Below are 12666 nucleotides of genomic sequence, written 5' to 3'. Positions count from 1 at the left end.
AAAATAAAGGGAACCTTTCCCTCTTTTATGCTCCAACCTGGCGAATGCAGAAAAAAATTGTAATCAAAATGCGATTTCTCCGTCTCATAGATAATCGAAACGAAGCGGGGGGAACGGATGGGGAAAATCGACAAAATCGAGGAGTGGTTTCTGGCGTACGGCTCGGACGTTCACCATTTTCTCGTCTATTATCTCGGTCGGTCGAACGTGGAGGATCTTGTGCAGGACGTGTTCGTTAAGGCGCTTAAGGGAATGGATCGCTACGAGGGGAGAGCCTCTCCGAAAACATGGCTTTTCTCGATCGCCCGGCGAGTCGCCTTGGACGAGGCGAGAAAGAAAAAATGGCATACCCTGCTCTCTGCCCGCATCCGGTCCGAAACGGACGTTTCACGCTCGGCAGAGGAAATCGTCTTTCAAAGGGAGGACACGGAAGGGGTCTACCGCGTCATTCGCCGTTTGAAAACGAGCTACCGGGACGTGCTGCTGCTGCGGGTGATGCAGGATTTCTCACCGGAAGAAACGGCGGCGATCCTGGGCTGGACCCGGAACAGGGTGAACGTCACCTTGCACCGGGCGCTGATCAAAGTGCGCGAGCTGTACCTGCGAGAAGAAAGGAGCATCGGCCATGGAGAATTCGAACGATGACATGGCAGGTTTAATCATCAAACGGTTTCCGAGAAGGGATCTGGAAGCGTCCGCATCCTCACGCATCCTCTCTCGTTTGCGCCAAGCCGCGGCAGACGAAGCACGAAGGAGCGTAAGAAACCGGAGAATTCGCGGAGCGGCGATCGCCCTGGCGGCGGTCCTCATCCTTCTCGCGATGCCATTCGTAGCCGCGATCGCGGGACAGTCGGAATCCTGGTTCGGACGCTTGTTTCCTCCGACCCGGTCCCCGCAAGATTGGAACGTCGCCTCGAAGTTCGATTTGCGGGACCGGGACGGACGCGTCGTTTATCCGGAACGGTTGATCGGCATCGAAGGGAAAATCGCTTTTTTGGAGCCTTATGATCTCGTCGCGAATGCGAAGGAGCCGGTGGCGAAAATGTTCTGGTACGTCTGGGGCGATTCTGCGGTGCCGGGAACGCGTCTGACGGCGACGGCGGTCAGCCGGGATACGGGGAAACGGTTCTTGCTGAACGAGACGACGCTGAACGGGCCGATCTACGGGGCGGACGCCCACGCGTTAACGAGCTTTGCTCCTTTTCCGAACAAGGGCTTGTGGCGGATCGACGTGGCTTTGAACGGCAAGCCGTTCGGCCGATTCGTCGTTTTCGTCAAGGACGAGTATATCCATACAAAGACGGCCAAATTTCTCCTGTCCAAGGACGATGCGGCGGCCGGCGCTACGGAGACCGTACTGGTCGTGCCGGGACGGGGGGACAAGGAGACGATCGAAGTGCGGGTTTCACCCGCGCGGCATGAGGGACGGACGTACGTCATTCCCTTCCGGAAAGGGGACACCTACGGAACGGTGCAGCCGATTACGCATTACAGCGGTACGCTCCATTTCGACGCTCCCGGGGAATGGCGAATCGAAGTGCTGGGCGAAACGACGAACGTGACGGTCCGGTAACCGCGAAGATTCCCGGCGCGTCATTTTATGCTTGCCATCCGGGAATCACGGGTGTAATATGTAACATCAAAGGGAAGGGTTTCTAGGGATACGGGGGCGCGGCCAGCGCCGGACGAACCGAGCGAAACCGGCAGGGCGATCGCCTTGCTACACCGTAGGGATAAAAGACCTTCGGCAAGTTCCGCCTTACCGGGCGCGAACGCCGCGAGGTCTTTTTTGCTTTACCTTGGCAGAGCGTAAAATAGGGGGAGATCGCATTGTTCGCATTGCGCACCAACGGGTTGACCAAAACGTTCAGGGTGAAACGCAAGCAGCCGGGACTGGCCGGCAGTTTCCGCTCGTTGCTGAAGCCGGCGTGGGAAGAGAAGGAAGCGGTCAGGGGGATCGATCTGTCGGTCGCGCACGGCGAAACCGTCGCGTTCCTCGGTCCGAACGGGGCGGGCAAATCGACGACGATCAAAATGCTCACGGGCATCCTGCATCCGACGTCCGGAGACGCCGAGGTCTTGGGAATCGTCCCCTGGAAAGACCGCAACCGGCTGGCTTTCCGGATCGGGGCCGTGTTCGGCCAGAAGTCGCAGCTATGGTACCATTTGCCGCCGATGGACACGTTCGATTTGATCAGCCGGGTGTACGAAATGCGGCGCAGCGACTACCTCGCCAGACGCGACGATCTCATTGACCGCTTCGAGCTCGGACCCTACTTGCATACTCCGGTCCGCAAATTGTCCCTCGGGGAGCGGATGCGATGCGAGATCGCGGCCTCGATGCTGCATCGGCCCCAGCTGCTGTTCCTGGATGAGCCGACGATCGGCCTGGACCCCGTCGTCAAGGCGAGAATCCGGGATCTGATCCGGGAAAGGAACCGTAGCGAAGGGACGACCGTTTTCCTGACCTCGCACGATGCCGGGGATGTCGAGTCGCTTTGTTCCCGGGCCGTCGTCATCCATCACGGAGGGGTGCTGCTGGACGAACCGGTCGAGAAGGTGAAACGGGAGGTGCTGAGCCGGAAAACCGTCAAGTTGACGTTGTCCGAGTCCAACGGCGCCGCCCGGCTTCCCCCGATCGCCGGCACGCGGATCGTCCGTGCGGAAGGCCGCCGGTACCAGCTGTCCGTCGACTTGAAGCGGACGGCCATCGACGAGGTGCTGGGGCAGCTTATCGGAAGGTTCGGGCTCGAGGATGTAACCGTAGAAGACCCCGACCTGGAGGAAATCATCAAGCACATTTACGGTATGAAGAAGGAAACGGGGGAAGCGGGATGAATGAGAGAGGATTTCGATGGACGGCAGCGGCCCTGAAGCTGCATGCGATCGCGCGGGTCACCGTCCGCCAGCAGCTGGCTTACAAGACGGATTTTCTGCTTCGCTCCGTCTTCCTTCTGTTTATCTTGTATGTCTTCGTTCAACTCTGGACAGCGGCCTATGACGGGGATTCGAGCCGGACGATCGCCGGATTCACGCTGAAGCAAATCGTATGGTACCTGGCGTTTACCGAAGCGTTGACGATGGCGGGGCCGCCGCTGGGCCCGAGAATCGAGGAGGAAGTGAAGAGCGGGGACATCGCGGTCAAACTGACCAAGCCGCTTTCCTACGTCGGGTATCATTATTCTTCCTACATGGCCGAGGCGCTGTTCCGTTTCGCGGTGCATCTCGCCGTCGGGAGCACGATCGCCTGGTCGACCGTCGGAGCGCCCGCGTTCGGTCTCGGATGGATGGGGCTGCTTACGCTGAGCTTGGGAGCGGTCACCGTTGCTTTTTTGCTGAGTGCCGTCGTGGCTTTATTGGCCTTCTGGGTAGAAGAAACCCGAGGAATGGAGTTCGTGATGCAGAAACTGCAATTCACGATCGGGGGCATGCTGCTGCCGATCGACCTGATGCCCGAGTGGCTGCAGCGCGTATGCGCGTGGCTGCCGTTCCAGGCGGCACTGTATTTTCCCGCGGGAACGGCGGTCCACTTTCAAACGGCGGTTTGGCTAAAGCAGTTGGGCACGCAGGCGGGCTGGATCGCCGGTTTGTCGGCTGCCGTGATCTGGGTATACCGGAGAGGAGTGAAAAAACTGCATGTCAACGGGGGCTGAGTGCGCAAGCGGCTCGTTACGGGAAGATGAACGCCGGACCGGCTTGGGCCATTCCGCCGGCGCCGCGCTCCGGTTTCTGCTAACTTGTTGGAAAGTCAATTTGGCGTCGGCGATGGAATACCGGCTCAGCTTCGTGCTGCTCGCCGGCATGATGTTCCTCAACAATTTCATTTGGCTGTTCTTCTGGCACTTGTTTTTCGAACGTTTTCCGGCGGTGCAGGGCTGGGAGCTGCGGGACGTCATGATGCTGTGGGGAATCAGCGCGGGAGGTTTCGGTTGGGCCAGCGTGCTGTTCGGCAATTTCCACCGGATCGCGTCCATCGTCTCTTCCGGACAGCTCGACGTCTATTTGGCGCAGCCGAAGCCCGTGCTGCTGAACGTCCTGGCGAGCCGAATGTCCGTGACCGCCGCCGGGGATTTCGTTTTCGGCGTCGTCATTTATTTCCTGGCGGGGGATCTGTCGCTTCGGGGCGCGATGTTGTTTGTCCTCGGGCTCCTCATCGCCGGCTTGCTGTTCATGGCGGTGATGGTCGCCGCGGGAAGCGCGGCCTTCTTCGTCGGCAACTCCGAGGGGCTCTCCCAGCAGCTGTTCAACATCTTCCTCGCGCTGACGACGTACCCCTCCGGCATCTTCCGCGGGTTCGCCAAGCTGATGCTCTTCACGATTGTACCCGCCGGATTCATCAGCTACATGCCGATCGGTCTGCTTCGCGATTTCGATCCGGCGTTCGCCGCGGGGGCGATCGGGATGACCTTGCTGTTCGGAGCCGCGGGAATCGGGCTTTTCCGGGCCGGACTGAGGCGCTACGCTTCGGGAAACGCGCTGGCCATGCGGAGTTAGAACGGCGCCTGCTTGCCCGAGGCGGCATCGACCTCTTGGCGCCAGCGGCGGATTTCGGCGTTCGGCAGATCGGACAGCTTCGGGACGGGGACGGCTCGGTCGGACAAGGCGTAGCGCTGTTTGAGCTTGAGGATGCGAATCACGCTCTCGTCGATCCGCGACACCGGGATCCGGCCGCTGCGAACGGCGTCCAGCACAGCTTCCCGGATCTTGTGTTCAGTGTCGTATCCGTGAGCCGCGAGAAGAATATCGCTGCCCGCCTCGACCGACTTGACCGCGGCTTCCGCGATTCCGTAGTTTTTGACAATGGCTCCCATCGTGAGATCGTCGGTGATGACGACGCCTTCGAAGCCGAGCTTGCCGCGGAGCTGGTCGCCGATGATCACTTTGGAGAACGAGGCGGGCGCGTCGGGATCGATTATCGGGAACAGGATGTGTGCCGCCATCACCGCGTCCGCCCCGGAAGCGATCGCTTTCCGGAACGGAATCCATTCCAAGTCGGCCAGTTGGGCCGATGTCTTGCGCACGACCGGCAGGTCCACGTGGGAATCGACGGACGTGTCCCCGTGACCGGGAAAGTGCTTGATCACCGGGATGACGCCGCCTTCGCGGATCCCCTTCATTTCCGCCGTGCCCATCTTGGCGACCAGTGCCGGCGTCGCTCCGAACGACCGCTCGCCGATCACCGGATTTTCGGGGTTGCTGTTTACGTCCATCACCGGAGCGAAATCCACATTGAATCCGAGCAGCCGGAGCTGGCGGGCGATCAGGGCTCCCATGCGTTCGGCGAGCCGGGTGTCTCCCGTTCGCCCGACAACCGCGTTCGCCGGCATCGGTTCGAATTCCTTCGGCAGCCGGCTGACCCGGCCGCCCTCCTGGTCCACGCTTAAGAACAGGGGCGCCGGGTTGCCGGCATTGGCCGCTTTCAGGCCGTTAAGCAGAAGGACGGATTGCCGGAGTCCGCCCGACATATTGTCTTTGAACAAGATGATCCCGCCGACATGATCCTGCGCGATCATCTTTTTCGCGTTCGCGTCGACCTCGGTTCCCTCCACGCCCGCAAGGATCATTTGCCCGACCTTCTCTTCGAGCGTCATCGAACGCACGCGGGTTGTGATCTGATCTTGATCGGTCGAAGTTCGCGATGGAGAGGGAGCAGACGAAGGGGAAGGAGACGGCGAAGGGGAGTGGGCCGGCAGTGACGGCGGCTGCGTGAGCGTAGGTGTCGGGGCGGCGGTTTCCGGGCCGGTTGCCGGATTCGGCGCAGACGGCGATGCGGCGGGGGCGGGCCACCCGCAGCCGCCGGTCAGCAGCAACAACAGCGTTCCGGCGAGGGTCCAGTTCGCTCGTTTCATCGTCCATCCTCCCTTGATCATCCCCGGACAAGTCATGACGACATGAACGGAGCCTGCGAATTCGATTGATAAAACAGGCGCCCCCGCTTGCCGCAAGGTTGCGGAAGCGGGAGCGCAAATCCGTTTGGGAAGGATTACAGCTCGAAAGAGCTTTTGAGCGACACGATCCGGTTGAACACGAGTCGTCCCGGAGCGGTGTCCTTCGGGTCGACGTTGAAATAGCCGTGGCGGAAAAATTGGAACTTGTCTCCGCCGGAGGCGTCCTTCATGCCCGGCTCGACGAAACCTTGCAGTACTTGAAGCGAGTTCGGGTTCAGCTTCTCGAGGAACGAACCGCCGTCGTCCTCTTCGCCTTCCGTAATCAAGGGCTCGTAGAGGCGGAATTCGGCCGGAACGGCCCCGGAAGAGTCGACCCAATGGATCGTTCCCTTCACTTTGCGGCCCGTGAACCCGCTGCCGCTTTTCGTTTCGGGATCATACGTGCAGCGGAGCTCGACGACGTTGCCTTCGGCGTCCTTGACGACTTCCTCGCATTTGATGAAGTAGGCGTGCTTCAGGCGCACTTCATTGCCGGGGAAAAGCCGGAAATATTTGGCCGGCGGGTTCTCCATGAAGTCGTCCCGCTCGATATAGATTTCCCGGGAGAACGGGATTTGCCGGTGTCCCATCTCCGGGTTTTCCGAATTGTTCTCCGCTTCTAGCCATTCCGTTTGGCCCTCGGGGTAGTTCGTGATGACGACCTTCAGCGGGTCGATGACCGCCATCGTCCGCGGCGCCTTCATTTTCAAGTCTTCCCGGATGAAGTGCTCGAGCATGCGCTCGTCCACGACGCCGTAGCTTTTGTTCACCCCGAGCTCGCGGCAGAAGGCGCGGATCGCTTCCGGCGTGTAGCCCTTGCGGCGGAGACCGGATATCGTCGGCATGCGCGGATCGTCCCAGCCGTCGACGGCTTTCTCATCCACGAGCTGTTTAAGCTTCCGCTTGCTCATGACCGTATTGGTCAGGTTCAGCCGCGCGAATTCGTATTGCCTCGGCACGGAAGGCATCTCGCATTCGCGAACCACCCAATCGTAGAAAGGGCGTTGGTCCTCGAATTCCAACGTGCAGATGGAATGGGTGACGCCTTCGATCGCGTCCTCCAGCGGATGGGCATACGCGTACATCGGGTAAATGCACCATTCGTCGCCCGTGTTGTGGTGATGGGCGTGCAGAATCCGGTAAATGACCGGGTCGCGCAAGTTGATGTTCGGGGAAGCCATGTCGATTTTGGCCCGCAGCACCTTCTCCCCGTCCTTAAACCCGCCTTCCTTCATGCGCCGGAACAGGTCCAGGTTCTCTTCCGCGGAGCGGTTCCTCCAGGGGCTGGCCTTGCCCGGTTCGGTCAGCGTTCCGCGCGTGTCGCGGATTTCGTCGGCGGATTGGTCGTCCACATAGGCCAAGCCTTTCCGAATGAGCAGTTCGGCCCGCTCGTACATCTCCCCGAAATAGTCGGAAGCGAAGAAGAGACCGTCCCACTCGAAGCCGAGCCATTTGACGTCGTTCTTGATCGATTCGACGTATTCGGCGTCCTCCTTGACGGGGTTCGTGTCGTCGAACCGCAGGTTCGTGCGGCCCTTGAATTCGTCGGCCAGCTCGAAGTTCAGGCAAATCGATTTGGCGTGCCCGATATGCAGATAGCCGTTCGGCTCCGGGGGAAAGCGGGTGACCACTTCCTTCACTCGGCCGGCGGCCAAATCTTCGACGACAACGGTTTTGATGAAATTGGATGAGGACGACTTCGTTTCCATACCGATCAACCTGCCTCAGAATGAATGATTTGACTTTATATCCTTTCATCATACACAAAAAGGGCGCTTCTTATAAAGGGGATGCGGCTGATCCGGCGAATTTTGTCAATCGGATTCTTAAAAAAATGATAAAGCCTTAATAATCGGCGTAACTTTTCCTTCGGATATCCCGTCTTATACTGTTGAAAGCACTGAAATGGGAGAGTTTGACTCCATCAAACTCCCCGAAGCGGTGAGAGTTTGACTCCATCAAACTCCCTATTAGAGGAGGAAAAGCCATGCTCGCTTGGATGCGGCGCAGGCCGGCTCCCGAAGCGGACGGGGTCTCAGGACCGCGGGAGGAGAAGACGGGGCCGGAAGCGGCGGCGGACGAACCGTTGTTGTCCGTCCGGAGCGTGGAGCGTTCCTTCGACGTCGGAGGCGCGAAGCTGAGGGTTCTTAAAGGGATCGACCTGGACCTGTATCCGAAGCAATTGATCATGCTCCGGGGACGCTCGGGTTCCGGGAAAACGACGCTGATGAACCTGATGGGAGGCCTCGACACCCCGACGAAGGGGACGATCCATTTTCGCGGCCGCCCGTTCCACGAATGGAATGACGACCGGCGGACCGAGGTGCGCCGGCGCGATATCGGATTCATTTTTCAAGCTTACGCGCTCTTGCCGTTGTTGTCCGCGTACGAGAACGTCGAGCTGTCTCTCCGGATGGCAGGCGTTTCCCGCTCGGAATGGAAGGCCAGGGTTACGTCCTGCCTGGAGCTGGTCGGCCTCGGCAAGCGGATGCACCACCGTCCGTTCGAGCTGTCCGGCGGGGAGCAGCAGCGGGTAGCGATCGCCAAGGCAATCGCCCACCGTCCCAGCCTGCTGCTCGCGGATGAGCCGACGGCGGAATTGGACAGCCAGATGGCGGCCCAAATCATGAACGTCTTCCGGGAGATCGTGGCCAGAGAGAACGTCACGATCTGCATGACGACACACGATCCAACGATTATGGAGGTAGCGGACCATGTCTATGAAATGGTGGACGGCGTATTCGTCGGAAGCGGCTGATACGCTGAAGGGGGGATCGGCTGGACGCCGAGCGGCGGGGACGCTTGCGGTCCTCATGCTTTCGACGGCGATCGCCGGATGCGGACTGCTGCCCAGCGAGCCGCAGGAGGAGGATTTGTCGGCGATCCAGCTGCCCCAAATCTCCAAGAAGCCGGAGTACGAGGTGACGACCAAGACCCTGGAAACCAAAGTGTCCGGCTCCGGGAGGGTCCTGTCGACCAAAGAGAAAACGATGTATTTCACCTTGGACAACAAAAGGCTCAAGAAGTTGTACATACAGTCCGGCGACCAAGTGAAAGCGGGACAGCCGATCGCCGAGCTGGATGTCGAGGATCTGCGCAAACAGTTTAGGACCCAGCAGCTGGCCCTGAAGAAGCAAGAGCTCACGATCAAGGATTTGCTCCGCAAGAAGGATGAAATGGATCCGATCGATTTCGAAACGCAGATGCTCGGGTTCGAGGAGCAGCGCCAGCAGCTTGCCGACCTGGAAGCGGATATCGCGAAGGCGACGCTGACCGCCGAGTTCGACGGTACCGTCGTCTCCGTTTCGGTGCAGGAGGGGGCATCGGTCAAGGCATACGATCCGATCTGCGTCATCGCCGATCCAAGCAAGCTGACCGTAGCCGCCACGCTGTCGAAGGACGATCTGGCGAAAGTCGCGCTTGGCATGGAAGTTCAGGTCGACATCGGCAACGTCGGGCAACTGCAAGGCAAGATCAAACAGCTTCCCGTGGAAAAAGAGAACGGCAATGGCAACGGGAACGGCAACGGAGGCGGCACCCCGCCGCCGACGCTCGACCAGTATTTGCTCGTGGACGTGCCGAAGCTGCCGAAGACGGTCCAGCGGGGAACGCCGCTGTCCGTGTCCGTCATCCTGGACCGCCGGAAGGACGCGGTCGTCATACCGCTATCGGCCCTGCGCTCGATCGGCGGCCGAACCTACGTGCAAGTCGTCGAAGCCGACGGCACGAAGCGGGAGGTCGACGTGGAGGTCGGACAGCAGACGTCCACGGACGCAGAAATCCTCCAAGGACTGACGCCGGGGCAGAAAGTGGTAGGTCGTTAATCGATGAACGCGCTGATCCGGTTTCTCTTCCGCAAAATGTGGAACACCCGCTGGCTCACGCTCAGCACGCTGGCGGGGCTGCTCGTGGCGGTCGCCTTCACGACGAGCATTCCGATGTACGCCGACGGCGCCCTCAAGCGGGTCGTCGGCCAATCGCTCAAGGAGAACAGCGAAGGCTTGCCGGCAGGCGCTTTGCTCATTACGTACCAGGCGACCGGAGGCAAGACGGATTGGACTTCCTTCCGGAGCGCGGAGCAGTACATCCAAACGGACGTTCCGCGGAACATCGGCTTTCCTGCGGAAGCTTCCCAGAAGAGCGCGATGCTGCGCAGCACGGAAGTCATTCCGGAAGACCCGACGAAGGTGGACGCCAGCCGCACCCGCAAAATGACGCTCGCCTCGTTTGCCGGTCTGCAGGAGCAGGCGGAACAGGTGGGCGGCCAGTGGTATCCCGACCATCCGGACTCAGACGGAACGATCAAGGCCGTCATGATGGAAGAAGCCCTGTTCCGGAACGACCTGCACGTCGGCGACGTGTTGCTGTACCCGCTCTACGGCGGCTCGAACGAGACGCTGCGCGTCCAGATCGTCGGATCCTTCAAGCCCAAAAATCCCGCGAGCCCTTACTGGTACCAAGGACTGGACGCTTTGATGAACAACCTGTTCATCGCGGAGCCGGCCTTGCTTCAGGACCTCGCGGAGAAACGCGGCATTCCGCTCCAATCGGTCAAATGGTACACCGCGTACGATTTGCGCGAGATCAAGACGAGCCAGTTGTCGCCGCTCGCCAGAACGCTGAGCCGCATCGACATCGAGGTGTACAAACGGTCGAACGATACGCGGCTGGAGATTTCGTTCGCCGACATGCTGAGCGAATTCCGCCGCAGCAGCATCCAGCTGCAGACGCTGCTGTTCACCTTGGCCGCGCCTATGATCGCCATGGTGTTTTACTTCATTACCATGAATTCCCGGCAGGCGCTGGAGAAACAGCGGTCCGACATCGCGGTCCTGCGCAGCCGCGGTGCCAGCACCCGGCAAATTTTCGTGCTGTTCCTCCTGGAAGGGATTCTTCTGGGCGCGGTATCCTTGGTGATCGGTCCGTTCCTCGGCTGGTTCATGGCCAAGAGCATCGGCTCGGCGAACGGATTCCTGGAGTTCGTGAACCGGAAGGCGATCCCCGTCGGTTTCTCGACGGACGGAGCGCTCGCGGGACTCGCCGCGGTCATCGTCGCGATTCTGGCTGCGGTCATCCCGGCGCTCGTTTTCACCCGCACGACCATCGTCGACTACAAACGCAAAATCGCGAGAACGGGGCAGACGCCCTTCTGGCAGAAATGGTTTCTCGACATCGCGCTCGTCGGCGTGGCCGCCTACGGCTGGTATTTGTTCAACGAGCGCCAGATGGTCTCGTTCAAAACCGGCATGACGACGGACCAGCTCAACGTGCAGCCGTTCCTGTTTTTCGTGCCGGCGCTGAGCATCTTCGCGGGAGGACTCGTGTTCCTGCGCTTGTTCCCGCTGCTGCTGAGGCTGTTCAACCTGATCTGGAAACAGCTGCTGCCGGTGCCTCTTTACCTGACCCTGACCCAGCTGTCCCGATCGGCGAAATCGTATTATCCGCTCATGATCCTGCTGATCCTGACGCTCGGCCTCGGCGTCTACAATTCGTCCGCCGCCCGCACGATCGGTCTGAACTCCGAGGAGCGGATCCTGTACAAGTACGGCTCCGACGTCGTCGTGAAAACCGTGTGGGAAGGGCAGGCCGAAGTGCAGCAGCCCCCGCAGCAAGGCGGAGGCAGCGGCAACGGAGGCGGTAACGGCGGGGGTAACGGCGGCAACGGAGGAGGGAACGGAGGGAACGGAGGCGGCAGCGGCGGAGGCGGCGGGCAGCCGAACCGGCCCGCGCCGTCGCGGATCATTTACAGCGAGCCTCCGTTCGAGATTTTCCGCACGCTGCCCGGCGTGGAGCATGCGGCCCGCGTGCTGCAAGCGAGAACGAGCATCACGGTATCGGGGAGAACCGCTGGCCAAGGCATCGTGATGGGCATCGACAACGTCGATTTCGCCCGGGTCGCCTGGCTTCGCAAGGACATGTATCCGACGTCCCCCTACCGGTATTTGGAATGGATGGGCAAAGTGCCGGAGGGAGCGCTCATCTCGTCGAACATCGCCAAGAAGTTCGATTTGAAGCAAGGGGATACGGTCCAGACCGTGCTGCAGGACCAATTGGTCGAATTCGTCATCATCGGGATCGTGCCCTATTGGCCCAGCGCCTATCCCGATCAGGCGCCGTTCCTGGTGGCGAACCTCGACTACATCTACGATCAGGCCCCCTTGATGCCGTATGATATTTGGCTGAAGATGAAGCCGGACGCCAAGACGGCCCCGATCATTCCGGTGCTGCAAGCCAAAGGAGTCGAGATCGCCCAGATCAACGACATGCGGAGCGAATTGATTTCCCAGAGCAAACATCCCGCCCGCGGCGGCGTTTTCGGCATCCTGAGCCTCGGCTTCCTCGTCACCGTCATCGTTTCGTTGTCCGGCTACGTCTTGTACTGGTTTTTCAACCTGTCGTCCCGGATCGTCCAGATCGGCATCCTGCGCGCCATGGGGCTTTCCCGCAAGCAACTGACGGGGATGCTGCTGCTCGAACAAATCTTCACCGCGGGATTGTCGATCGCGCTTGGCATCGGCATCGGGAAAATTACGAGCCTGCTTTTCCTGCCGTTCCTGCAGACGACCGACAACGCGGCCCAGCAGGTACCTCCGTTCCATGTCGTGTTCTCTTCGGTCGATACGATGCGCCTGTCGGTCGTCGTAGCGGTCATGATGTTCATCGGAGCGGGCCTGCTCATCACCCATATCCGCCGCTTGCGCGTCCATCAGGCCGTGAAGCTGGGAGAGGAGCGTTAACC

At 60.3% G+C, this 12666-nt stretch carries 10 protein-coding genes; 8 read left to right on the top strand and 2 right to left on the bottom strand.

Translation table 11 applies throughout. The annotated features are described in order from the left end of the window. Window positions 1-117 precede the first annotated feature (117 nt). The 5 genes from GE107_RS01720 to GE107_RS01700 all read left to right on the top strand — a co-directional run bounded on the left by GE107_RS01720 (window position 118) and on the right by GE107_RS01700 (window position 4494). The gene (locus tag GE107_RS01720; RefSeq protein ID WP_219637741.1) at window positions 118-645 is read left to right on the top strand and encodes an RNA polymerase sigma factor; all 528 of its coding nucleotides are present in this window, start codon (window positions 118-120) and stop codon (window positions 643-645) included. Beyond that, window positions 626-1573, top strand: coding sequence for a hypothetical protein (locus GE107_RS01715; protein WP_219637740.1), 948 nt, complete (start codon window positions 626-628; stop codon window positions 1571-1573). Before GE107_RS01720 ends, GE107_RS01715 begins: the two co-directional genes overlap by 20 nt. A gap of 257 nt (window positions 1574-1830) precedes the next feature. Beyond that, entirely contained in the window at window positions 1831-2838 is a 1008-nt protein-coding gene (locus GE107_RS01710; protein WP_219637739.1) for an ABC transporter ATP-binding protein, read from the top strand. Further along, window positions 2835-3653 carry an ABC transporter permease gene (locus tag GE107_RS01705; RefSeq protein WP_219637738.1) on the top strand — a complete coding sequence of 273 codons (819 nt, stop codon included), beginning with the start codon at window positions 2835-2837 and terminating at the stop codon, window positions 3651-3653. The genes GE107_RS01710 and GE107_RS01705 overlap by 4 nt, the downstream gene beginning before the upstream one ends. Further along, on the top strand, window positions 3637-4494 hold the full coding sequence (locus tag GE107_RS01700; protein WP_219637737.1) for an ABC transporter permease: 858 nt from the start codon (window positions 3637-3639) through the stop codon (window positions 4492-4494). Before GE107_RS01705 ends, GE107_RS01700 begins: the two co-directional genes overlap by 17 nt. Here the strand turns inward: GE107_RS01700 and nagZ are convergent. Further along, window positions 4491-5849 (bottom strand): beta-N-acetylhexosaminidase, encoded by a 1359-nt coding sequence (nagZ, locus tag GE107_RS01695; protein ID WP_219637736.1) that lies wholly within the window; start codon window positions 5847-5849, stop codon window positions 4491-4493. The genes GE107_RS01700 and nagZ overlap by 4 nt on opposite strands. 134 nt (window positions 5850-5983) lie before the next feature. Further along, complete coding sequence (locus tag GE107_RS01690; protein ID WP_219637735.1) at window positions 5984-7636, bottom strand: glutamine--tRNA ligase/YqeY domain fusion protein; 1653 nt, start codon at window positions 7634-7636, stop codon at window positions 5984-5986. A gap of 278 nt (window positions 7637-7914) precedes the next feature. Here GE107_RS01690 and GE107_RS01685 point away from each other — a divergent pair, with 278 nt between their 5' ends. The 3 genes from GE107_RS01685 to GE107_RS01675 are packed head-to-tail and all read left to right on the top strand — an operon-like array spanning window position 7915 to window position 12664. Beyond that, window positions 7915-8685, top strand: a complete 771-nt coding sequence (locus GE107_RS01685) for an ABC transporter ATP-binding protein (RefSeq protein WP_219637734.1) — start codon at window positions 7915-7917, stop codon at window positions 8683-8685. Beyond that, a complete protein-coding gene (locus GE107_RS01680; RefSeq protein ID WP_370636209.1) occupies window positions 8642-9751 on the top strand; it encodes an efflux RND transporter periplasmic adaptor subunit in 1110 nt (369 codons plus the stop codon). The genes GE107_RS01685 and GE107_RS01680 overlap by 44 nt, the downstream gene beginning before the upstream one ends. A gap of 3 nt (window positions 9752-9754) precedes the next feature. After that, on the top strand, window positions 9755-12664 hold the full coding sequence (locus tag GE107_RS01675; RefSeq protein WP_219637733.1) for an ABC transporter permease: 2910 nt from the start codon (window positions 9755-9757) through the stop codon (window positions 12662-12664). Window positions 12665-12666: the final 2 nt, after the last annotated feature.

The organism is Cohnella sp. CFH 77786, from assembly GCF_019400745.1.
GTDB lineage: Bacteria > Bacillota > Bacilli > Paenibacillales > Paenibacillaceae > Cohnella.
The sequence above is the reverse complement of the archived record's forward strand: the minus strand, read 5'-3'. Positions and strand labels throughout refer to the sequence as shown.

Coding starts and splice junctions, on each gene's coding strand:
- GE107_RS01720 (WP_219637741.1), top strand. CDS start 118: ATGGGGAAAATCGACAAAATCGAGGAGTGGTTTCTGGCGTACGGCTCG.
- GE107_RS01715 (WP_219637740.1), top strand. CDS start 626: ATGGAGAATTCGAACGATGACATGGCAGGTTTAATCATCAAACGGTTT.
- GE107_RS01705 (WP_219637738.1), top strand. CDS start 2,835: ATGAATGAGAGAGGATTTCGATGGACGGCAGCGGCCCTGAAGCTGCAT.
- GE107_RS01700 (WP_219637737.1), top strand. CDS start 3,637: ATGTCAACGGGGGCTGAGTGCGCAAGCGGCTCGTTACGGGAAGATGAA.
- nagZ (WP_219637736.1), bottom strand. CDS start 5,849: ATGAAACGAGCGAACTGGACCCTCGCCGGAACGCTGTTGTTGCTGCTG.
- GE107_RS01690 (WP_219637735.1), bottom strand. CDS start 7,636: ATGGAAACGAAGTCGTCCTCATCCAATTTCATCAAAACCGTTGTCGTC.
- GE107_RS01685 (WP_219637734.1), top strand. CDS start 7,915: ATGCTCGCTTGGATGCGGCGCAGGCCGGCTCCCGAAGCGGACGGGGTC.
- GE107_RS01680 (WP_370636209.1), top strand. CDS start 8,642: ATGTCTATGAAATGGTGGACGGCGTATTCGTCGGAAGCGGCTGATACG.
- GE107_RS01675 (WP_219637733.1), top strand. CDS start 9,755: ATGAACGCGCTGATCCGGTTTCTCTTCCGCAAAATGTGGAACACCCGC.